Genomic DNA, 20619 nt, shown 5'->3' with positions numbered 1-20619 from the left:
CGACTCCCCGGAGCATCCCGAGCCGGAGCCTCTTCAGCCGGAGCTCATTCCTCTTCCAGGGGCATCCCTTACCGAGATGCCGCCTCCTCGCCTCCCAGCGGCCCACCGCCGGATGTCCGGGATCCTTCACGCCATTCTCCGCATCCTCCACGTCCGCGAGAGTTTCCTCCCGGCGCCGCGGATCCATGTTCGGCGATGTCCGCGCCCCATCACCGTCGGGAGCCTCGACCGGACGTCACGGGTCGTCCGGGCTTCGACGAGCCGATGCCACGGCAGATGTCACAGCCGATGTCACAGCCGATGTCACGGCCAATGTCACGGCCGGTTCCATGATGGCGACCGCCCTGGTTCTCGCCGCCCTGGCGGCGTGGCTGTGGGCGGGGGTGGACCCCGGCACCGCCCGCCTGCGCCGGATGAGGTGTCGCCGTCCGGTCGCGCCGGGTTCTCTCCGTGAGAGGTTCACCGTCCGGGCGCGGCCTTCCAAGGGTACGGACGCCTGGCGGATCGCGTCGATCGAGCTGTGCCAGGGGCTCGCCGCCGAGCTGGCCGCGGGGCGAACGGCGGGCGAGGCGCTGGCGCGAGCCGTGGGGGCGGCGGGGTTTCCCGATCCCGTGGCCCTGCGTCCGCTGGTCGCGGCCGCGAGAGACGGAGGCGACGTTCCCGCCGCTCTGCTGGCTGCGGCACCCGAACACGGAGGCGAGGCGTTCAGGGGGCTGGCCGCCTGCTGGCAGGCGAGCGTGACCGCGGGGGCAGGACTGGCCGTTCTCGTCGATCGTGTCGCCGGTTCCCTGCGAGAGGCCCAGGCGCATCGTCACGACGTCGACGCCCAGCTCGCCGGTCCCCGCGCCACGGCCCGGCTGCTGGCGGGTCTACCCGTTCTGGGCCTGCTGATGGCGGCCGGTCTCGGTATGCGTCCGCTGCACTTCCTGTTCGGCAGCCCGGCGGGCGTCGGCTGCCTGGTTGTCGGCCTCGCGCTCGACGCCTGCGGGCTGTGGTGGACCCACCGTCTGGTCACTCGTGCCCAGCGGATCTGACGTCCGCGCGGCCAGGAAGTCAGGAAGTGAGGAGGAGAGACAGTGATCATCTTGTTGCTGGCCATGGTGCTCGCCGGCATCGCCGGTCGGCTGTGGAGCACTCCGAGAGAACCCGCCGACCGGCTCCGCCGCGTGCGATGCTCACCCCATCCGGCCAGGTTCCCGGAAATGCGCCAGGAGGCCGGAGCACTCGCGTTCTCCTCATCCACGGGGACGGCTCGTAATCTCTCCCCATCCCTTTCCCCGCGAACGGCTCGCGATGTGCCACCGCGAACAGGTCGCGGTGCGGCGGAGCGAACGGCTCGTGGTGTGTCGGTGCGAACGATTCGCGGTGCGCCACCGCGAACAGTTCGCGACGCGTCTGTACGAATGGTTCGCGACGCGTTCGCGGGCACGGCTCACGACGCGTCGGCGGGTGCGGCTCACGATACGTCCGCAGGCACGGTTCGCGATGCGTCTGAAAGGGCCCGTGATGCGTTCGAGAAGAGGGCTCGCGATGTGTCCGTAAGGATGGCTCGCGAGTCGAGGGAGCCGAAGGAGAGGCGACGGCTGGGCCGGGGCGAACTCGCGACCGCCCTCGCCCCTGGACTGGCGGCGTTCCTGGCCGTGGGTGGCCTGCCGGGAGCGGTCGTGGGCATCGCCGGTTTCTGGATCGCGCTGGTGATTCTACGGAGACGGGAACCACCCGAAATACGCGAGGAACGTCGGCGGGTGACGGCGGATCTGCCGCTGGCGGCCGACCTCATGGTCGCCTGCCTGCGCGTTGGCCAACCGGTCACCGGAGCCATCGACGTCACGGTGGAGGCGATCGGCGGACCTCTGGGCGAGAGGCTGGCCTGGGTGAACGGCCAGTTGAGGCTCGGAGCCGCTCCGGAGAGCGCCTGGCGGGCTCTGGCCTCCGAGCGCTCGCTCGCTCCTCTGGCCAGGGCAATGAGCCGGGCCGCGCTGAGCGGTGCGCCGGTGGCCGATGTCCTCACGAGGCTGTCCGACGACTCCCGCCGTGCCGCTCGTGCCGCGTCGTCGGCGGCCGCCCAGCGGGTCGGGGTGCAGGCCGTCGCTCCCCTGGGGTTGTGTTTTCTGCCCGCCTTCGTCTTCCTCGGGATCATCCCTGTCGTGGCCGGTCTCGCAGGTGAGGTGCTGCTCCCCTGAGTTATCCACAGGTTTTCCCCCATCGACACAGGGTTATCCACAAGAAAACGACGATCCCTGTGGATAGACCTCCGGAAATTTCCCCATCTAGAGCCTGAAGCGGCCCTCTTTCGCCAAAGGGGGCCGCTTCAGGCTTTCCATGGCCATTTTCTGCTTCCAGGCTGTGGACAACCTGAGCTTCTTCCACAGAACGCTGTTCGGGTCAGCGGCGCCCGGGGCGTGTGGAGAATCCTGGCGTGACCGATGCCGGGCGGTGGGTCCGGTGGAGATCTCCAGGAGGAGCGAATGGCTCGGACGAGTGCTGTTCACGCGCGGCGCGACTGGTCACGGTGGCCGCGTGCCCGATGGGCGCTGCTGACCACCGGCGCGCACCGTGACCGAGGAATGTCCACCGCCGAGTACGCGGTCGGAACGATCGCCGCCTGTGCTTTCGCCGCCCTCCTCTTCAAGGTGGTGACGAGTTCCGACGTTCAACAGATGATCACAGCTCTGATCAATCGGGCGCTCACCGTGGCCGGATGATCCTCCCGGCGTCGGTGACCGTTGCCCTCCGGTCTGACTCCCGTCAGTCCGGCCCCCGTCTTCGCTGGTTCGGCTTCCGTCGGCCCGGCTTCTGTCAGTCCGGCTTCCGCTGGTCCGGAGTCCGTCGGTCCAGAGGGTCGGTGACGGCGGAGACGGCTGCGGCGCTGCCCGCCCTCATGGTCGTTCTGGGAGCCGGGCTGTGGGCCGTGGCGGCGGTCGAGGCGCAGCTGGAGTGTGTGGACGCCGCGCGGGCCGGGGCACGGGCCGCCTCTCGCGGCGAGTCTCTTGAGCGGGTCCGAGGCGGTGTCCTGTCCGTGGCTCCGGCGGGTGCCGTGGTCGCGGTGACCCGGAGCGCGGAGCTGGCACGGGTGGAGGTGTCCGTGAACGTCAGACCTCGCTGGGGCGCCTCGCTCCCGGGCGTCACTGTTCACGCGACAGCGGTGTCCATCACCGAGCCGGGGCTGGAGCGGTAGGGCCATGGGAATCGCGACCGGGCTCGCAGGGCCCACGGCAACAGTCATGGCGGCTACCGGCCGCGCCTGCGGCGGCGCGAGTCATGCGCCAACCGGGAAACGAGGGAAATCAGGCCGTGGACGAAGGCAAGGCCGGGGGACGAGCGAGAACCAGGCCGGGGGATGGGCCAGGTAGTAGACGGGGGGAGATGCCTGTGGCACGGCGGGAAGTCGATCCGAGCGCGAGTACGGACACGAGCGGAAAGGTCGGTACGGATGCGAGGAGAGGGTGGGTGTGGGCGCGGATGCAAGGAGAGGTGGATGCAGGGAGAGAGGGCGGTACGGGCACGAACGCGAAGAGGGAGATGAGTACGAGCACGGACGCGAAGAGGGAGGTGAGGACAGGTAAGAGGGAGGTGGGGACAGGTATGGGTGCGAGGAGGGAGATGAGTACGGGCACGGGGGCGAGGAGGAAGGATGGCATGGGTAGGGAGAACGCGCAGCGGGGGTCGGCGACGATCTGGACGGTTGGGCTCATGGCGCTGGTCTTCGCGGTCGCGGCGGCGGTCGTGTTCGCGGGCATGGCCAGGGTCGCGCGCCACCGGGCGCAGAGTGCCGCCGACCTGAGTGCGCTCGCCGCCGCCCGGCTGGCCTTCGCGGATCCGGGCCGAAGCTGTCTGAGGGCCTCCTCGCTCGCCGCGGACAACAAGGCCAGGGTCATCCGCTGTTCTTTGAGCGATGGTGGCATCGCGGACATCGAGGTGGCCATGGAGATCTCGCTCCCCCTGAAGGGGCCGGTGGCGATCACCTCCAGGGCGCGAGCGGGACCCGTTCACATCGCTGATCCCGCTCCTTGAGGACGGGCTGACGAAAACAGCCGAGAGGGGCTTATCCGCCGCCCGTCACCCGGTGGGTTTCTCGGCTGTCACGTCTGCGGTGTCTGCGGAGAGCAAAGCCTCGTCTGTCATCTCCGCGGTGCCTGCGGAGAGCGGGGTCGTGTCCGCGGTGTCCGTGATGTTCTGCGGGGGCGCGTCTGTGGTGTCCGTGGTGTTCTGAGAGAGCGGGGGCGCGTCCGCAGTGTTCGGGGTGGCTTGGGGGAGTAGGGTCGCGTCTGTGGTGTCCGGGGAGAGCAGGACGGCGAGAAGCCGGAGGGCTCCGGCCTTGTCGAGGGGTTCGTTGCCGTTGCCGCACTTGGGAGACTGGATGCACGACGGGCAGCCGCGTTCGCACTCGCAGGAGGCGATGGCCTCGCGGGTGGCCGTGAGCCAGTCGCGCGCGCGGGCGTAACCACGTTCGGCGAAACCGGCACCTCCCTCGTGGCCGTCGTAAACGAAGACGGTGAGCAGCCCGGTGTCGGGGTGGAGTTCGGTGGAGACCCCACCGATGTCCCAGCGGTCGCAGGTCGCGAAGAGCGGTAGCAGGCCGATGGAGGCGTGTTCGGCCGCGTGCGCGGCGCCGCCCAGGTCTAGGCCCTCCTCGGCCAGGGGGATGATCGCCGAGATGGGCAGCGTCCACCAGACGGCACGGGTCCGCAGCGTGCGCGGGGGCAGGTCGAGGGGCTCGTCCCCCATGAGCTCGCCGCTCTGGGCCCGGCGCTTGAGATAGGCCACGACCTGGCTTGTCACCTCGACCGCGCCGAAATGGAGCTCTCCCTGCCCGAGGGGGTGCGAGCGAAGGGACTCGATGACAGAGATGTCGGTGACATCCCTGGCGAAGGTCGTGTAGTCGGGACTCCCGGCCTCGACCAGCGCGACCCCCGCTTCCAGGTCGAGTTCGGCCACCAGGAACGTCTCCCCCTGGTGCACGTAGACGGCGCCGGTGTGCACGGCAGAGTGAGCCGAGGGCTCGTCCACGGTGCCGAGCAGTCGCCCGGTGGACATCTCGACGACCTGGACGGGCGCGGCGCCCGCTCCCCGGATGTCGGCGAGGTCCGTGGCGCGTCCCCGGCTGGTCCAGAACCAGCCTGCGGCGCGTTCTCTGAGCAGGCCGTCCTTGACCAGGTCCGCGAGCACCTCCTTGGTGGTCGGGCCGAAGATGTCCAGTTCGTCGTGGGTGAGCGGGATCTCCGCCGCCGCCGCGCACAGGTGGGGCCCGAGCACGTACGGGTTGCCGGGGTCGAGCACGATCGTCTCCACGGGACGGCCGAACAGGGCCTCCGGGTGGTGGACGAGGTAGGTGTCCAGGGGGTCGTCCCTGGCGATCAGCACCGCCAGCGCGTCCTGGCCGTCGCGCCCGGCCCGTCCGGCCTGCTGCCAGAGGGAGGCGCGGGTTCCAGGCCATCCCGCGATGAGCACGGCGTCCAGCCCGGAGACGTCGACGCCGAGTTCCAGCGCGTTGGTCGTCGCCAGGCCGAGCAGTTCGCCGGAGCGCAGGGCCCTTTCCAGGCTCCTGCGATCCTCGGCCAGGTATCCCGCCCGGTAGGCCGCCACCTTGCCGGGCAGGTCCGCGGGCACTTCCCCGTCGACGACGAGGTCCTGGAGCCTGGCCCGCGTGGTGAGGGCCACGGTCTCGGCTGCCCTGCGGGAGCGGACGAAGGCCAGGGTCCGTACGTCGGAGGCGACGAGGTCGGCAAGGAGGTCCGCGCTCTCGGCGGTCGCGGGGCGACGGACGGGGGCGCCGCCCTCACCGCGCAGGTCGGTCAGGGGTGGCTCCCACAGCGCGAAGGTGGTCGCGCCCCGGGGTGAGGTGTCCGTGGTCACCTCGGCCATCTGGAGGCCCGTCAGGCGCCTCGCGAAGATCCCGGGCTCGTTGGCCGTCGCCGAGGAGAGCAGAAACGTCGGCTGGGAGCCGTAGCGCGCGCAGATCCGGCGCAGGCGGCGCAGGATCTGCGCGACGTGGGAGCCGAAGACGCCCCGGTAGCCGTGGCACTCGTCCACGACGACCATCCGGAGCCGTCGCCAGAAGAGCGACCACTGGGCGTGACGGGGCAACAGGCCGCGGTGGAGCATGTCGGGGTTGGTGAGGACGTAGTTGGCGTGCTTGCGTACCCAGGCCCTCTCCTCGAAGGAGGTGTCGCCATCGTAGGTGGCGGCCCGGAGCCCGGGAGGGTCGAGCTCGCGCAGCGCGCGGAGCTGATCGGCGGCCAGAGCCTTGCTGGGCGACAGGTAGAGGATCGTGCCGCCGTCGAGCGTCGAGGAGAGCGCCGGGACCAGGTAGGAGAGGGACTTGCCTGACGCGGTCCCCGTGGAGATGATCACGTTTTGGCCACGGTAGATCAGGTCCGCGGCCTCGGCCTGATGTGGCCACAGGCCGGAAATACCGTGGTTCGCCCAGCGCGTAACCAGCCGCTGGTCGACCCAGTCGGGCCATCGGGTCTCACCCGCCTGACGTGCGGGAACATGCTCCACGTGGGTCACACGCTCCCGACGTGCGGGAACGTCGAGGAGGCGGCTGAGGGCGGTGCCCGCTCTGAGGGGCGAGGATGAGGGCGGGGTCACTGGTTTCCAGTCTCACATCTGTGGGCAGAGTCGCCGGGAATCGTGATTTCGTATAGACACTGAGCGTACGCATGGTTGAATGCCGCGCGTCGGGGCTTGTCGTCCGGGGGTCACCCGGTCCCAGGAAGGCATGCTCGAATCGGTACTTTCGCAGGCAAGGCGCTGGAGGATCTGTGGATCTGAAGTTGGACCACCATTCCGAGGACCGTCTCACCATCGTTGAGGTCGAGGGTGAGATCGATGTCTACACCGCGCCCAGATTGCGTGAGCTCCTGATCGACCTGGTCAACAAGGGGAATTTCCACCTGCTCGTCAACATGGAGAAGGTCGACTTCCTTGACTCCACGGGCCTTGGTGTCCTGGTCGGCGGGCTCAAGCGAGTCAGGGCGCACGATGGCTCACTGGAGCTTGTCTGCACCCAGGAGCGCATCCTGAAGATTTTCCGGATCACAGGGCTGACGAAGGTCTTCGGGATCTACGCCTCGGTCGACGAGGCCAAGGAAGCTCACGGTCGAGACAAGTAGTCGTGGCTACCGTCGAGCTGACGTTCAGCGCTCTCCCCGCGCATGTGCGGACGGCGCGCCTGGTCGCCACGGCCATCGCGAGGCGCACCGGCGTGCAGGAGTCGCTGCTGGACGAGGTAAGGCTCGCTGTTGGAGAGGCGTGCTCGCGGGCTGTGGAGGCACATCGCCTCCACTGTCCGGGAGAGCCGATCCGGATCGAGCTACGTGATGATCTGGGGCGTTTCGAGGTGACGGTCACCGACTCCGCCCCCAGTGACGAGCTGGAGCATGATCGCGGCTTTCTGGGGTTCGACGATCCGTTCGGGCAGCTTCCCGATGACCTGATGGCCGGTTTCGGCATCGCGGTCATCGCGGGGCTGGCCGACGACGTTCAGGTCTACCCGAGCCAGAAGGGCATGTGCATTCGCATGAGCTGGCCGGCGGCGACGAACGGGATGTCTCCGGTCTGACAAAGAAGACTTCGGCGGCCGGGCGTGTCCATGTGGACGCGCCCGGCTGTTCGTTGGAGAGGGTGCGCCGCCGGTGAGCCCGCCCGGACATACCCGGTTGTTCGCCGGGGAGCGGGGACGACGGGGGAACGGGGCGCCGCCCGGTCGCCCGGCGGGAGGACCGCCGATGACGTCCACATGGTGCGGTCCGGGGGCGAATCACATGGTGCGATCCGGTGATGTCCACACGGTGCGCTCCGGGGGCGGAGGTGTCCGTGCGCGTGGTGTCCGTTCGCATTGTGCGGTCCGGGAACGGATCACATGGTTCGGTCCGGGAGTGAACGGCCTGACGTCCCTGACGTCCACATGGACATCGCAGGGAGGGCGCCGATGACGTTCACTCGGACGCGTCCGGCGGGGTGACCGTCAGCCGGAGGATCTTCCGTGGCGCGCCTGGCGGTCCTCCGAGGTGATTCCAATTTCGGTCAAAGCTTAATTTAGATGTTTCTTGCCTGAAACTGGGGAGAAACAAGGGCTGAGGGACAGGTGTGACGGGTGAAATGACCTCGTAAGCAGGTCGGGCACCGGGAGGCACCCGTCGTGTCGTCAATTGGCCGTGGGCAGAGGCTTCATATCCGCGTCGTCGCTGCGTAGACTCCCGGAACCGGCCAAGGTTTATCCTTCGGAGCGGCCCGTACGCGAGCCGCACCCCGTGGGGGTCTGCAACTGGAAGCGGCACTGCCAACCATCCCGGATGTGCGCCGCTTCAGCCGCCTAACACTCACCGCAGCGCACTCCGGGCAGGACGTGTTCCCGTCTTGCCAAGGAGAGTCGGATGTCTGTGCTCCATCTCGCCGCTGCAGAGCCAGCGGTGTCCCTGAATGGTTACCACTCCACCATCGTGATCGTGGTCGCCGCCGTCGCCCTGCTCGCACTCGCCGTCGCCGGCACACTGGTGCGGGAGGTGCTGGCCGCCGACCAAGGCACCGAACGCATGCAGAACATCGCGAGAGCCGTCCAGGAAGGGGCTTCCGCGTATCTCGCGCGGCAGTTCCGGACGCTCGCGTTGTTCGTCATTCTGATCCCGTTCCTGCTGTATCTTCTCCCGGCCGAGACGACCAGCGTGAGGATCGGCAGGTCGGCGTTCTTCGTCGTCGGCGCGCTGTTCTCCGCGCTCACCGGATTCATCGGCATGTGGCTGGCGGTCCGCGGCAACGTCCGCGTCGCCGCCGCGGCCCGTACGGCCGGTGAGAAGGTCGCCATGCGGATCGCCTTCCGCACCGGCGGCGTGGCCGGAATGATCACTGTTGGCCTCGGCCTCCTCGGTGCGGCCGTGGTGGTGATCACCTACGGGGGCGACGCCCCGGCCGTGCTGGAGGGCTTCGGCTTCGGCGCCGCGCTGCTCGCCATGTTCATGCGAGTCGGCGGAGGCATCTTCACCAAGGCCGCCGACGTCGGCGCCGACCTGGTCGGCAAGGTCGAGCAGGGCATTCCCGAGGACGACCCGCGCAACGCCGCCACCATCGCCGACAACGTGGGCGACAACGTGGGCGACTGCGCGGGCATGGCCGCCGACCTGTTCGAGTCCTACGCGGTCATGCTCGTCGCCAGCCTGATCCTGGGCAAGGTGGCCTTCGGCGTCGAGGGACTGGTGTTCCCGCTGATCGTGCCCATGATCGGTGTGATCACGGCGATCATCGGCATCTTCGTCACCGCTCCGCGCGCCGGCGACCGCAACGCGATGGCCGCGATCAACCGGGGCTTCTTCATCTCGGCGGCCATCTCGGCGATCCTCGTCGCCGTCGCGGCCTACCTCTACCTGCCGGCCAGCTTCTCCGGGCTGACGGGTGTGAGCCCGGAGATCGCCGCGGTCACCTCGGACCCGCGCCTGATCGCGGTCGGGGCGGTGCTCATCGGCCTGGTGCTGGCGAGTGCCATCCAGATCCTCACCGGCTACTTCACCGAGACGAACCGCCGTCCGGTGCGGGACATCGGCGAGAGCTCCCGTACGGGACCCGCCACGGTCATCCTGTCCGGCATCAGCGTCGGCCTGGAGTCGGCGGTCTACTCCGCGCTGATCATCGGAGCGGCCGTCTACGGAGCCTTTCTGCTGGGCTTCGGCAACGTCACGATCGCGCTGTTCGCCGTGGCGCTGGCGGGCACCGGCCTGCTGACCACGGTCGGCGTGATCGTGTCGATGGACACCTTCGGCCCGGTCTCCGACAACGCCCAGGGCATCGCCGAGATGTCCGGCGACGTCGAGGGCGAGGGAGCCCAGGTCCTCACCTCGCTGGACGCCGTCGGCAACACCACCAAGGCGATCACCAAGGGCATCGCGATCGCCACCGCCGTACTCGCCGCGACCGCGCTGTTCGGCGCGTTCCGTACGGCGGTCGAGACCCAGCTGACGAGCGCGACGGCGAGTGTGAAGGAGGCGCTGGGCTCGTTCAGCGCGTTCAGCCTGAGCGTCGACTCCCCGAACGTGCTGGTCGGTCTGGTCATCGGCGCCGCGGTGGTGTTCATGTTCTCCGGCTTGGCGATCATGGCGGTCGGCCGCGCGGCCGGGCGGGTGGTCTTCGAGGTGCGCGAGCAGTTCCGCACCAAGCCGGGCATCATGGCCGGGACGGAGCTGCCCGACTACGGCAGGGTCGTCGACATCTGCACCCGCGACTCGCTGCGGGAGCTCGCCACACCCGGCCTGCTCGCCGTGCTCACCCCGATCGCCGTCGGTTTCGCCCTCGGGTACGCCCCGCTCGGCGCGTTCCTGGCCGGTGCCATCGCGTGCGGCACGCTCATGGCGGTGTTCCTGGCCAACTCCGGTGGTGCCTGGGACAACGCCAAGAAGCTGGTCGAGGACGGTCACCACGGCGGCAAGGGCTCGCAGGCCCACGAGGCCACCATCATCGGTGACACCGTCGGCGACCCGTTCAAGGACACCGCAGGACCGGCGATCAACCCGCTCCTCAAGGTGATGAACCTCGTGGCGCTGCTGATCGCCCCGGCCGTGGTGGCCTACGCCGACAACCCCGCGCTCCGCATCGGCATCACGGTGCTGGCGGTGGGCGTCGTCATCGGCGCGGTCGTCGTCTCCAAGCGTCGTTCGGCGGGCATCGCCCCGACGGAGGAGGTCAACCCCGACCGGGAGCCGGAGCAGGTCTCCAGCTGAGCAATGTTTGACGAAGGGGTGCACGGGCCGCGTGCACCCCTTCGGCGTGTGCGGACCACCCCGATGGGAAACTGGCCGGTATGGAACAGCAGCCCTCCGGAGGCAAGACACTCGTCCTCATCCTGCTGGCGATGGCCGCGGTGTTCGCGGTGATCGTGGGTCTGGCCGTGTGGGCGTCGCGATGACGGCGCGCACACTCGTCGTCCTGCGCCACGCCAAGGCGGTTCACACCTCCGGCCTCGCCGACCGCGAGCGTCCCCTCACCGATGTCGGCGAGCGCGACGCGCTCAAGGTCGGCGCGGCCCTCGCCGGGATGGGCCTCACCCCCGACCTGGTGCTCTGCTCGCCGTCGGTACGCACCAGGCAGACGGCCGACCTGGCACTCCCCGACGCCGAGACCCTGATCGAACCGGCCATATACGAGGCCTACCCCGACGAGTTGCTCACGCTGATCCGGCGGAGCGACCCCGAGGTGCGCACGCTGGTCCTGGTCGGCCACAATCCCGGGGTCCACGAGCTGGTCAGGCAGCTCGCCGACGTCGACGGCGACGCCGGGTTCCCGCCCGGCTCGTTCGCCGTCATCGAGGTCGACGGCGAGTGGGCCGGGCTCGACGCCGGTCGTGAGATCGCCCACTGGAACCCCAAGAAGCACTGAGACTGACCCCCAACAAGCACTGAGGTCCGGCGCGGTCCCGGGAGGGGAGGCGCGAGGGGCGCGATCGGGGGTGGCATGCGAGGGCTCATCGGCGCGCTGCGCGCCGACTTCCGGCTCTCCGGCCGTCCGGCCTGGGGCTACGGCCTGCTGTGCGCGCTGGTCATCTGCCTCCCCCTGATGTTCGGCGTCCTCCTCGGTCACCTCCAGGAGGGCGCCTCGGTGGCCCTGGGCGGCTATCTCACGCTCTTCGGCGACGCACCGGGACAGCCGTACGGTGATCGCGTCCGCAGGCTGCTCGTCACCACGACCACGGTCACGTGCGGCGTCGGTCTCGGCGAGCTCGTCCGGCCCGGCCCCTGGCCGGTCGCCGTCGTGGTGGTCGGCCTGGTCGCGGCGGCGGGCGTCTACTGGCCGGCGCTGGGCACCCCCGCGGTGCTCTCCGTGACCCTGACGTACTTCGCGCCTCCCGGCATGAGCGCGCCGCTCCACCTGGGGACCACGGCCGCCGGCGGGTTGCTGGCCGTGCTGCTGGTCGTGGCGGTCTGGCCGGTACGGCGGCTCCGGCCGCTCCGCAGGGCCGTGGAGGAGGCCGGTACGGCGCTGGCCGACCTCCTGGCCGCCGGGGGAAGGGCGCCGCTCGCGGACGAGAGCTGGGAGCCGCTGCGCCGGCGGGCCGTCACCGCGCTGAAGGACCTGGACAGGGCGCTCTCCCTCTACCGGATCTCCGTGGAGGACGACCGGTCGCCGGAGCGGCTACCTGCCGCGCTGACCCGCGTCTTCCAGCAGACGATCGCGCTGCGCGTACTGCGCGCGGCGGTCGTGGAGACGGGCGTCGGGACCGAGTGGGAGCGGGAGCTGGACGAGGCGGTCGGGGTGCTGGCCCGCGCGCTGCGGGAGGCGGTGCTGCCCGGCGGTTCGCCGGAGCTCCAGGAGGCGCTGGCCGCCATCGGGCGGTTCGCCGATCGGGTGGACGAGATCCGCGGAACCGCCCGCGCGGGCGAGGCACCGCTGCCCGCGGCCGTGCTGCTGGGGCAGATCCGCCGGGGGGTGGACCGGATCACGATGGCGGTGCGCTCGGTGGCGCGGCAGGCCGCCGGGGGCGTCGAGGTGGGCCTCCGCCCGCCGAGGCTCGTACGGCCCCGCAAGCCGGAGATCATGGCCGGTCACCACCCGGTCCGGGTGGGGCTGGCGGTGGTCACGGCCATGACGCTGATGGTGCTGGCCCACGAGCACTACGCGAAGTGGTTCGTGGTGACCGTGGCGGTCAGCCTCCGCCCCGCCTACCGCGACACGGTGGAACGGGTGCTGCTGCGGGTGCTGGGCACGGCCGTGGGCGCGGTGGCCGCCGCGGTGGTGCTGGCGGTCGCGCCGGGTCACCTGTACCTGACGCTCTTCATCTCCGTCTGCGCGGCGCTGGGCTTCGCGCTGCGCGGGTCCGGCTACGGATACTGGGCGATCTTCTCCACGCCGCTCTCGCTGCTGCTGTCCGACTTCTCCCTGCCGCTCGACTGGGGCGCGGCCACGGCCAGGGTGGGGTTCACGGTCGCGGGCGGCGCGCTGGCGCTGCTCTTCGCCCGGTTGCTGTGGCCGAGGGGGCACCGGGCCCGGCTGACCACCGGTATCGCGGAGATGCTCGACAGCCACGCCGCCCTGGTACGGTCGCTGATCGACCAGGACCCCGCCGAGGTGGACTCCCGGGGCTTCGCCGCGGCCGACGCCGCCGGGCGGCTCGCCGACTCCCTGGACCTGCTGGACAAGGAACCGGGCGGCAGCGCGCCGTGGCGGCTCAGGGAGGCGCTGACGGCGGCCAGGCGGCTGCGCGACAACGCGCTCGCGCTGATGGCGGTGCCGCCGCCCGAGGAGGGGGCGGGGCCCACGGTGACGGTCCTCGACCTCGTCGCCGACCGGCTGGAGAAGGTCGCCGAGGCGGTCAGGACGGAGAGGGCCGGAGTGCCGCCCGACGATCTCGACGCCGTGCTCGACGAGCTCGGCGCGCACGTGGACGCGCTGGCCGCCCGCCGCCTGGACGAGCTCGCCGAGCTGGCCGATCTGCACGGGGACGCGGCCGACAGGATGACCGGGCTGCGCCGGCGCATCAGGCACGCCGCCGCCGCGCAGCCCGCCCTGCGGGGTATCGGCGCCGAGGCCGTACGGCTGGCCTCCCTCACCACCCCGAGGAGTCGATAGCCCGGAGAAGCCGGTTGATCAGGTAAGCCGGTGGCCGTGATCATTCCGGGAGCCCGGTCCGGTCAGCGGTCCGCCGGGGTGACACCGTCCTCGGCGTCGGCGTCCTCCACCTCGGCGCGGGGGATACCGAGCAGGTAGAGGATCGAGTCGAGGTAGGGCACGTTGACCGCGGTGTCGGCGGCGCGGCGGACCACCGGCTTGGCGTTGAACGCGATGCCGAGACCGGCCGCCGCGATCATGTCGAGGTCGTTGGCGCCGTCGCCGATGGCGACGGTCTGGCTGATCGGGATCCCCGCCTCGCGGGCGAAGCGCTCCAGCGCCCGCGCCTTGCCCGGCCGGTCGACGATCTCGCCGACGACCCGCCCGGTCAGCACGCCGTCGACGACCTCCAGGGTGTTGGCCGCGGAGTAGTCGATCCCGAGGTCCTCCACGAGAGCGTCGGTGAGCTGCGTGAACCCGCCGCTGACGATCGCGAACCGGTAGTCGAGCCGCTTGAGCGTCCGTACCAGCGTCCGGGCGCCGGGAGTCAGCACGAGCTCCTTGCGTACCTTCTCGAAGACCTCCTCCGAGAGACCTTCGAGCAGCGCGACCCGGCGGCGCAGCGACTCGGCGAAGTCGAGCTCGCCGCGCATCGCCTCCTCGGTGACCCTGGCGACCTCCTCCAGGCAGCCGGCGTGCGCCGCCAGCAGCTCGATCACCTCGGCCTGGATGAGCGTCGAGTCGACGTCCATCACGATCAGGCGCTTGGCCCTGCGGTGCAGGCCGGTCCGCTGCACGGCCACGTCGACCTGCTGGGCGTGCGCCTCGACGGCGAGCTCCGCCCTGAGGGTGTCGGGGTCGGCGCCGGAGAGGGACAGCTCGATGCAGGTCACCGGGTAGCTGGACAGGCGCTCGATCCTGTCGATGTTGGCACCGGCCGCGGCGATCCGCCCCGCGATGCCCGCCATGGCGGCGGGCTGCAGCGGCGAGCCGAGCACGGTGACGTCGAGCCGCCCCCTGCGCCGCTTCTCCTTCGGGTCGGAGCCGGTGGACAGCTCCACCTGCAACCCGAGATCCTCCGCGGTCCGCTCGACGGCGGTCCAGAGGGCGCCGAGGGTGCCGCCGGTGCCGGTCGGCGTGTCGCCCGCGTACGAGACGAGGACGCCGAGGGTGAGCCGGCCGCGGATGACGACCTGCTCCACGTCGGCGACGATGACGGGAAAGCCGGCCAGGACCGAGAAGAGGCGTGAGGTCACGCCTGGTCGATCGGGGCCGTTCAACGTGATCAGAAGCGTGCGCTGGTTCATCGGTTCCTACGGTACTTGGCTCTGGATTCGGCCGTGAATGCGGTTCATCATCCGGACGCCTGGAGTTCGCGGGGCCCTCCGGTCCCGTGTCACCTGCGACTGTCTTCATGAACCCATGACGACCCTTCCCATGGAGCCGCGCCTCGCCCGCTACAGCGTCGGGCTGGCCGCTACCGCCGTCGAGATGCGTGAGGCCCAGCGCCTGCGCCACCGCGTCTTCTCCGAGGAGATGGGCGCCCGGCTGGACAGTCCCATCACCGGCCTGGACGTCGATCCGCTCGACGCCTACTGCGATCACCTTCTGGTGAGGTGCGACGACACGGGTGAGGTCGTCGGCACCTATCGGCTGCTCGGCCCCCGGCGGGCCGATCGCCTCTACTCCGACTCCGAGTTCGATCTCGGCGCGCTGGCCGGTATCCGGGGAAACATGGTCGAGGCCGGGCGGGCCTGCGTGCACCCGAGCCACCGGGGCGGCGCGGTGCTCGGGCTGATGTGGGCGGGAATCGCCCGCTACATGGTGGCCGGGGGGTACGGCTGGCTGGCCGGGAGCTGCTCGGTACCGGTGGCCGAGGCCGCCGGGATCATGGAGCGGGTGCCGCTCTCCCCGCCGGGCTACCGCGTCACGCCGCACCGCCCCTGGCGGGCGGACCCGGCCTCCGGCCCTTCGCGCAGGGGAGACGATTCGGCTCTCCCGGCCGGCTCCGGGTTCGTTGCGGCACCCCCGGTCGGGGCCGGGGCCGTGCCGCCGCAGCGGGAGGACACCTCGGAGCGTACGGCCGCCGCGAGGCCGGGACGGACGCCGCTGCCGCCGCTGCTGCGCGGGTACATGCGGCTGGGCGCCTGGGTGTGCGGCCCGCCCGCCCACGACCTCGACTTCGGTACGGCCGACTTCTTCGTTCTGCTCTCGATGGCCGAGGCCGACCCCCGCTACCTGCGCTACTTCCTGGGAGCCACATCGTGAGCCCGTGGGTGCCGGTGGCGCCGTGCACGCCCGCCACCTGCCTGTTCCCGCCGGGATCGAGGGCCACCGGGCCGCGCAGGGCGCTGCGGCTGGTGGCGGCCGTACTGGTGGTCCTGGCCGGGGTGGCGCTCGCGCTCGCGGCCCGAGGGCTCGGTACGACGGGCAGGATCCGGCTGACGAGTGCCTGGTCCCGGCTGGTGCTGCGGGCCGTCGGCGTACGGGTCGAGGTGCGGCGGGGGTTCGCGTTCATGGCCGGCTCGGTCTCCGGGTCCCGTCCGGTCGTCGACGGGCCGTCCGGGGCCGCTCCGCTGATCGTGGCCAACCACGTGTCGTGGCTGGACCCGCTCGTCATGGCGGCGGTCCTGCCGTGTCGCGTACTCGCCAAGCACGAGGTCCGGGCGTGGCCGGTGGTCGGCCTGCTGGCGGCGGGCGCGGGCGTGCTGTTCATCGACAGGGAGCGGCTCTTCGCGCTGCCCAAGGCCGTCGGCGGTGTGGCCGAGGCGCTCGCCGACGGTCATCCGGTGGGGGCCTTCCCCGAGGGGACGACCTGGTGCGGGCGCGGGATGGGTTCCTTCAGGCCCGCCGTGTTCCAGGCGGCCCTGGACGCCGGGGCCCCGGTCAGGCCGGTGGCGATCAGGTATCTGGAAGGGGAGGACGGCCTGGCCAGCGGGCCCGCCTATGTCGGTGACGACCTTCTGTGGGCCTCGATCCGCCGCGTGGTGGCCGTCCGGCGGCTGACGGTGGAGGTGACGATGCTGCCCGTCGTCCGGGGACGCGACCGCAGGGAACTGGCCTGGGCGGCCGAGTCGTCCGTCGCCTCGGTGCTGGTCGCCGGAGCCGCGCACGGCCTCCCCGTCGCCGCCTGAACCGCGCGGCGGACCGGTCTCCACCGGCGGGTACCGCTGCGTACCGGTGCTCACGGCGCGTACCGGCATGTGGTGACCGGATCGTTTCCGCGTCGGTCCCCATGTCTCGGTCCCATGCCTCGGTCCCGGTCGAGCCGAGCCCAGAGCGTCCCGGCCCTGGCTAAGCCGAGCCCAGGTAGGTGATGACGGCCGCCACCCGGCGGTGGGTGTCGGGGCTGTTCTCCAGGGCCAGTTTCATGAAGATCGAGTTGACGTGCTTCTCGATCGCGGAGACCGACAGGTGCAGGGCGCGGGCGATGCCCCCGTTGGACAGGCCGTGCGCCATCTCCCTGAGCACGTCCAGCTCCCTGGGCGTCAGCTCCGCGGGCGGAGGATTGCCGCGTACCCCGCGCTTGGCCAGCAGGCCCTCCACCACCTTGGGGTCGATCACCGAGCCGCCCCCGGCCACCGACCTGATCGCGCCGAGCAGCTCGTCGATGTCACCGACCCGGTCCTTGAGCAGGTACGCGCGCCCCTCGGTGCCGTCCCTGAACAGGTCCAGGGCGAACATCGCGTCGGAGAACTGGGAGAGCACCACGACCCCGATGTCCCGTGAGGTTGCGCGGATGAGGTGTGCCGCGTCGATGCCCTCCATCCCCGGGCGGACGAGATCGGCCGATCCCGGCATCCGGATGTCGGTCACCACCACGTGGGGACGCAACCGCCTGGTGGCGTCGAGCAGCTCGTCCGCGGTGCCCACGGCGGCCACCACCTCGATCTCGCCGGAGGTCTCCAGGAGCCTGCGGGTGCCCTCACGTACCAGGTAGTGGTCCTCGGCCAGGACGACTCTCAGTTCAGCCATGGATCGCGTACCGTCCTGAACTCGCCATGGGGAGATCCTGCCCGGTCCACGGGCGCGGCGTATATGAGGTTGCCCGCACGGTTGCCGGAGACCGGGGCCACGGACAGCGGCTTTCCGGCGGATCCGGACGCTGAACCGAACGCGGGGGACGAGGGTGACGTTCCCGAGCGAAAAGTCCAAGAGCGCGAAGGGGCCCGGAGGGAGAGGGGCCAGAAAAGGGCGGAGGCCCCGGCCTGCTGTAGGACAGGGCCTCCTGAGACGGCGCCTTTTGAAGGACGGGGTCAGCGCGTGATCTGGGTCTTGACCTTCTTCACGAACTACCAGTGCTTGAGGCCCATGCGCTCCAGCCCGTCCCTGGAGAGGGTCTCGGCGCCGGTCGGGACGTCATAGCTGTCGACGCCGAGGATGGCCTCGGCGGTCCGGCCCGACTTCTTGCCGAGCTTCACCGTGATCGCCATGGTCTCGTAGTCGCCGACCCCCACGATGTTGGGAGCCCAGCACCAGAACCCGTCCTCACCGAACGGTATGAGGCCTCACGCGAGCGCGTCCCGCGTGGCCGCGTCGTTACCGCCCGGGACGTTTCCGAGCGTTTCCGGGGGTGGCGATTTCCTGGATTTCGGTAATCGCCCCTGGTCAGAAGGTCGCGCATGAAATATGCGGTTAGCGGAGGACCCGGGTCTTCACCCGCACGTACTTGACGTCGGTGCCGATGTCGATGCCGTGGATGTCGAGGGTCTCCAGCCCGCCCGCGGGGACGTCGATCGAGACCGAACCGAAATTGGCGGTCGCGGTGCCCCGGGCGCCGTTCTTCAGCCAGACCCTGACCGTGAGGGTGGCCGTCCTGCCGGGGTTCAGGGTGTCGAGCAGGCAGCCCACCTCGCGCCCCGAGACCTCGCAGTACGAGCCGGAGGGCTTGTCCGTGATGCGGACCCGGGAGACCTGCGAGGGAAGGTCTCCGCCGACGTAGGCGATGTCGGTGTACCACCTGCCGACGTTCTTGATCTTGAGCGTGTAGACGTACGAGTCACCCGCCCAGGCCCTGCGCGGGTAGAAGACGGTCGTCTTCAGCGGCGCGAGCGGCTGGTTCGCGGCCTCCTGCGGCGCGGTGATCCGGGGAGCCTCGGCGTTCGCGGTCCCGGGGGTGAGCAGCATGCCTCCCGCCAGGGCGAAGGCGGCGAAGGCGGTCAGGTGCCGGCGCATTTCTTTACTCCAGTCGGATTTCGTCGATCCCGTCGAATACCGGTCAGCATGCGAGACCCGACTTGGAAAACCCTTGTGACTGACTGGCCGGCTAGCCGATGATCAGGTGGACGTCGCCGAACTCGTGCCAGAGATAGCCCTCTCCGAGCGCCTCCGCGTACGACCGCGAGAGCAGGTCGCGACCGGCGATCGCCGACAGCATCAGCAGGTGGCTGGAGCGCGGCTCGTGCAACCCGGTGAGCAGGCCGTTCACCGCCCTCACCCCGGTCTCGGGGGTCACGATGTGCGAGGTCCAGCCATCCGCGGCCCGGACCCGGCCGGTGGGCAGCGCGGCCGTCTCCAGCGCCCTGACCACGGTCGTGCCGACCGCGATCACCCGGCCGCCGGACTCGCGCGCGAGCTCCACCTGCCGCGCGGTGGCCTCGGGCACCTCGAACCGCTCCGGATACGGCGGCTCGTCCTTCTCCGGGGACGCCACCCCCGTGTGCAGGGTGATCGGTGCGATCCCGACCCCGCGCGACACCAGGGAGGTCACCAGCCCGGTGGTGAACGGCCGCCCCGCGCTGGGCATCTCCGCGCTGCCCGGCCGCACCCCGAACACGGTCTGGTAGTCGGCCAGCGGCCAGTCCCTGTCCACGTACGAGTAGCGGATCGGCACGCCGTACCGGCGGAGGTAGCCGGTGACCTCGCGGTCCAGGCTCGCCCGCCACAGGCGCGGCGTCTCGCGCCCCAGCAGCCGCAGCGTCGCCCCGCCCGGCAGCGGCAGCCACTCCCCGTCCGCACCGCCCGGGTAGGGCTCACCGGCCGGTTCCGCGCCCTCGGGGCCTCCGGGAACCCGGCGACGGAGCTCGACCAGCCAGGTCCCGTCCTCGCGCTCGGTGGAGAAGTGCACCGCGAGCCGGTCGAGCCGGACGGCGGCGGGAAGCGTGCCGGAGTTGTTGACCACCAGCAGGTCGCCGGGACCCAGCAGGCCGGGAAGCCCGGCGAACGCGTGGTGGCCGACCTCTCCGCTGACCCGGTCGGAGACCAGCAGGCGCACCCCGTCACGGGCGAGCCCCCGGGCCTCCGGAGGTTCGTGCGCCTCCAGCTCGCGCGGGAGCACGAAGTCCGCGGCCATGGCGTCCGCCACGGGCGCGCTCATCTTCCCTCCCCGTTCATGCGTTCTCCTCGCTCGACGATCCGTATGTTCATCCGTGCCTCACCCGGCCGCTGTCCGGGCGGTCGGCGATCAGCCGCCGCAGGGTGGGCACGACGGTCTCCGGACCCGGGGCCTCCGCCGCCTCCCCCGCGCCGACCGCGTCGGCGAGCATCGCGGTGGACATCTCGCCCGGATCGACCCACCAGACCGCGACGTCCGGCTCCTCGACGGCCAGCACGCGGGAGAGCTGCTCCAGGGCCGCCTTGGTCGCGCCGTACCCGCCCCAGCCCTCGTACGCCTCCACCGCCGCGTCGGAGGAGATGTTCACGATCGCGCCGCGCCGCTCCCTGAGCCCGCGCAGGTTCGCCTGGATCAGTGCCAGCGGGGCCAGCACGTTGGTCAGGAACAGCTCCTCAAGCGTGTCGACCGGGTATCCGGCCAGCGGCGGCAGCGGGACCGCGCCCAGCCCCGACGCGTTGTTGACCAGCAGGTCCAGCCCGCCGTGTTCTCGTACGGCCTCCGCCAGCCGGTCCCGGTGAGCGGGGTCGGCGACGTCTCCGGCCAGGGCGAGGGCGCCGAGTTCGTCCGCGGCGGATCGCAGCGCGTCCTCGCCCCGCGCGGTGAGGATGAGCCGCCAGCCGTCGGCGGCGAGGGAACGGGCCAGTGCCAGGCCGAGGCCACGGGAGGCGCCGGTGATGAGTGCGGTCTTCGTCATGCCTCGACGCTAGGAGCCGCGCCCCCGCCGCACATCGGCCGCCGGACCTGGCCCAGGG

19 protein-coding genes are annotated in these 20619 nt (G+C 70.8%); 12 read left to right on the top strand and 7 right to left on the bottom strand.

Features of this window, described 5'->3' with window-relative positions; genetic code table 11:
* The first annotated feature begins 329 nt into the window (after window positions 1–329).
* From ABD817_RS03040 to ABD817_RS03020, 5 genes are all read left to right on the top strand, one after another.
* Window positions 330–1034 (top strand): type II secretion system F family protein, encoded by a 705-nt coding sequence (locus ABD817_RS03040; protein ID WP_344914694.1) that lies wholly within the window; start codon window positions 330–332, stop codon window positions 1032–1034.
* A gap of 510 nt (window positions 1035–1544) precedes the next feature.
* Complete coding sequence (locus ABD817_RS03035; protein ID WP_344914692.1) at window positions 1545–2183, top strand: type II secretion system F family protein; 639 nt, start codon at window positions 1545–1547, stop codon at window positions 2181–2183.
* Between the two features lie 285 nt (window positions 2184–2468).
* Complete coding sequence (locus tag ABD817_RS03030) at window positions 2469–2705, top strand: DUF4244 domain-containing protein (protein ID WP_329088924.1); 237 nt, start codon at window positions 2469–2471, stop codon at window positions 2703–2705.
* 140 nt (window positions 2706–2845) lie between these two features.
* A complete protein-coding gene (locus tag ABD817_RS03025) occupies window positions 2846–3178 on the top strand; it encodes a TadE family type IV pilus minor pilin (RefSeq protein ID WP_344914689.1) in 333 nt (110 codons plus the stop codon).
* 194 nt (window positions 3179–3372) lie between these two features.
* Complete coding sequence (locus ABD817_RS03020) at window positions 3373–4014, top strand: Rv3654c family TadE-like protein (protein ID WP_344914687.1); 642 nt, start codon at window positions 3373–3375, stop codon at window positions 4012–4014.
* Window positions 4015–4059: 45 nt separating this feature from the next.
* Here the strand turns inward: ABD817_RS03020 and ABD817_RS03015 are convergent, their stop codons facing one another.
* A complete protein-coding gene (locus tag ABD817_RS03015; protein ID WP_425583236.1) occupies window positions 4060–6513 on the bottom strand; it encodes a DEAD/DEAH box helicase in 2454 nt (817 codons plus the stop codon).
* Between the two features lie 254 nt (window positions 6514–6767).
* Between ABD817_RS03015 and ABD817_RS03010 the strand changes: the two genes are divergently transcribed.
* The 5 genes from ABD817_RS03010 (at window position 6768) to ABD817_RS02990 (ending at window position 13554) form a co-directional block, all read left to right on the top strand.
* Window positions 6768–7118 (top strand): STAS domain-containing protein, encoded by a 351-nt coding sequence (locus ABD817_RS03010; protein ID WP_030916965.1) that lies wholly within the window; start codon window positions 6768–6770, stop codon window positions 7116–7118.
* A gap of 2 nt (window positions 7119–7120) precedes the next feature.
* Window positions 7121–7567: an ATP-binding protein gene (locus tag ABD817_RS03005; RefSeq protein WP_344914685.1), complete on the top strand. Its 447-nt coding sequence runs from the start codon at window positions 7121–7123 to the stop codon at window positions 7565–7567.
* An 814-nt stretch (window positions 7568–8381) separates the two neighbouring features.
* A complete protein-coding gene (locus tag ABD817_RS03000; RefSeq protein WP_344914683.1) occupies window positions 8382–10712 on the top strand; it encodes a sodium-translocating pyrophosphatase in 2331 nt (776 codons plus the stop codon).
* Window positions 10713–10893: 181 nt separating this feature from the next.
* Window positions 10894–11367, top strand: coding sequence for a SixA phosphatase family protein (locus ABD817_RS02995; protein ID WP_344914681.1), 474 nt, complete (start codon window positions 10894–10896; stop codon window positions 11365–11367).
* A 75-nt stretch (window positions 11368–11442) separates the two neighbouring features.
* Window positions 11443–13554 carry an FUSC family protein gene (locus ABD817_RS02990; protein WP_344914679.1) on the top strand — a complete coding sequence of 704 codons (2112 nt, stop codon included), beginning with the start codon at window positions 11443–11445 and terminating at the stop codon, window positions 13552–13554.
* 62 nt (window positions 13555–13616) lie between these two features.
* Here the strand turns inward: ABD817_RS02990 and serB are convergent, their stop codons facing one another.
* Window positions 13617–14840 (bottom strand): phosphoserine phosphatase SerB, encoded by a 1224-nt coding sequence (gene serB, locus ABD817_RS02985; RefSeq protein WP_344914677.1) that lies wholly within the window; start codon window positions 14838–14840, stop codon window positions 13617–13619.
* A gap of 115 nt (window positions 14841–14955) precedes the next feature.
* Between serB and ABD817_RS02980 the strand changes: the two genes are divergently transcribed.
* Window positions 14956–15801 carry a GNAT family N-acetyltransferase gene (locus tag ABD817_RS02980; RefSeq protein WP_344914675.1) on the top strand — a complete coding sequence of 282 codons (846 nt, stop codon included), beginning with the start codon at window positions 14956–14958 and terminating at the stop codon, window positions 15799–15801.
* On the top strand, window positions 15798–16667 hold the full coding sequence (locus ABD817_RS02975) for a lysophospholipid acyltransferase family protein (protein WP_344914673.1): 870 nt from the start codon (window positions 15798–15800) through the stop codon (window positions 16665–16667). Before ABD817_RS02980 ends, ABD817_RS02975 begins: the two co-directional genes overlap by 4 nt.
* 160 nt (window positions 16668–16827) lie before the next feature.
* On the opposite strand, the gene ABD817_RS02970 is transcribed toward ABD817_RS02975, so the two are convergent.
* From ABD817_RS02970 to ABD817_RS02950, 5 genes are all read right to left on the bottom strand, one after another.
* Entirely contained in the window at window positions 16828–17508 is a 681-nt protein-coding gene (locus ABD817_RS02970) for a response regulator transcription factor (protein ID WP_344914671.1), read from the bottom strand.
* Between the two features lie 317 nt (window positions 17509–17825).
* On the bottom strand, window positions 17826–17966 hold the full coding sequence (locus ABD817_RS02965) for a hypothetical protein (protein WP_344914669.1): 141 nt from the start codon (window positions 17964–17966) through the stop codon (window positions 17826–17828).
* 202 nt (window positions 17967–18168) lie between these two features.
* A complete protein-coding gene (locus tag ABD817_RS02960) occupies window positions 18169–18708 on the bottom strand; it encodes a hypothetical protein (RefSeq protein ID WP_344914667.1) in 540 nt (179 codons plus the stop codon).
* Window positions 18709–18799: 91 nt separating this feature from the next.
* Complete coding sequence (locus ABD817_RS02955) at window positions 18800–19849, bottom strand: S-adenosylmethionine:tRNA ribosyltransferase-isomerase (protein ID WP_344914665.1); 1050 nt, start codon at window positions 19847–19849, stop codon at window positions 18800–18802.
* 46 nt (window positions 19850–19895) lie between these two features.
* Window positions 19896–20561, bottom strand: coding sequence for an SDR family NAD(P)-dependent oxidoreductase (locus tag ABD817_RS02950; RefSeq protein ID WP_344914663.1), 666 nt, complete (start codon window positions 20559–20561; stop codon window positions 19896–19898).
* Window positions 20562–20619 lie beyond the last annotated feature (58 nt).

Origin of the sequence: Streptosporangium oxazolinicum (assembly GCF_039537505.1) — a bacterium.
Lineage (GTDB): Bacteria > Actinomycetota > Actinomycetes > Streptosporangiales > Streptosporangiaceae > Streptosporangium > Streptosporangium oxazolinicum.
Note: the sequence above shows the minus strand (reverse complement) of the source record. Positions and strands in the feature narration are given on the sequence as shown.

Excerpts from the sequence above, each read along its gene's own strand:
- ABD817_RS02970 (WP_344914671.1), bottom strand. The coding sequence starts at position 17,508 with ATGGCTGAACTGAGAGTCGTCCTGGCCGAGGACCACTACCTGGTACGT.
- ABD817_RS03030 (WP_329088924.1), top strand. The coding sequence starts at position 2,469 with ATGGCTCGGACGAGTGCTGTTCACGCGCGGCGCGACTGGTCACGGTGG.
- serB (WP_344914677.1), bottom strand. The coding sequence starts at position 14,840 with ATGAACCAGCGCACGCTTCTGATCACGTTGAACGGCCCCGATCGACCA.
- ABD817_RS02960 (WP_344914667.1), bottom strand. The coding sequence starts at position 18,708 with ATGCGCCGGCACCTGACCGCCTTCGCCGCCTTCGCCCTGGCGGGAGGC.
- ABD817_RS02950 (WP_344914663.1), bottom strand. The coding sequence starts at position 20,561 with ATGACGAAGACCGCACTCATCACCGGCGCCTCCCGTGGCCTCGGCCTG.
- ABD817_RS02965 (WP_344914669.1), bottom strand. The coding sequence starts at position 17,966 with ATGGCGATCACGGTGAAGCTCGGCAAGAAGTCGGGCCGGACCGCCGAG.
- ABD817_RS02955 (WP_344914665.1), bottom strand. The coding sequence starts at position 19,849 with ATGAGCGCGCCCGTGGCGGACGCCATGGCCGCGGACTTCGTGCTCCCG.
- ABD817_RS03000 (WP_344914683.1), top strand. The coding sequence starts at position 8,382 with ATGTCTGTGCTCCATCTCGCCGCTGCAGAGCCAGCGGTGTCCCTGAAT.
- ABD817_RS02990 (WP_344914679.1), top strand. The coding sequence starts at position 11,443 with ATGCGAGGGCTCATCGGCGCGCTGCGCGCCGACTTCCGGCTCTCCGGC.
- ABD817_RS03040 (WP_344914694.1), top strand. The coding sequence starts at position 330 with ATGATGGCGACCGCCCTGGTTCTCGCCGCCCTGGCGGCGTGGCTGTGG.
- ABD817_RS02995 (WP_344914681.1), top strand. The coding sequence starts at position 10,894 with ATGACGGCGCGCACACTCGTCGTCCTGCGCCACGCCAAGGCGGTTCAC.
- ABD817_RS03035 (WP_344914692.1), top strand. The coding sequence starts at position 1,545 with ATGGCTCGCGAGTCGAGGGAGCCGAAGGAGAGGCGACGGCTGGGCCGG.
- ABD817_RS02980 (WP_344914675.1), top strand. The coding sequence starts at position 14,956 with ATGACGACCCTTCCCATGGAGCCGCGCCTCGCCCGCTACAGCGTCGGG.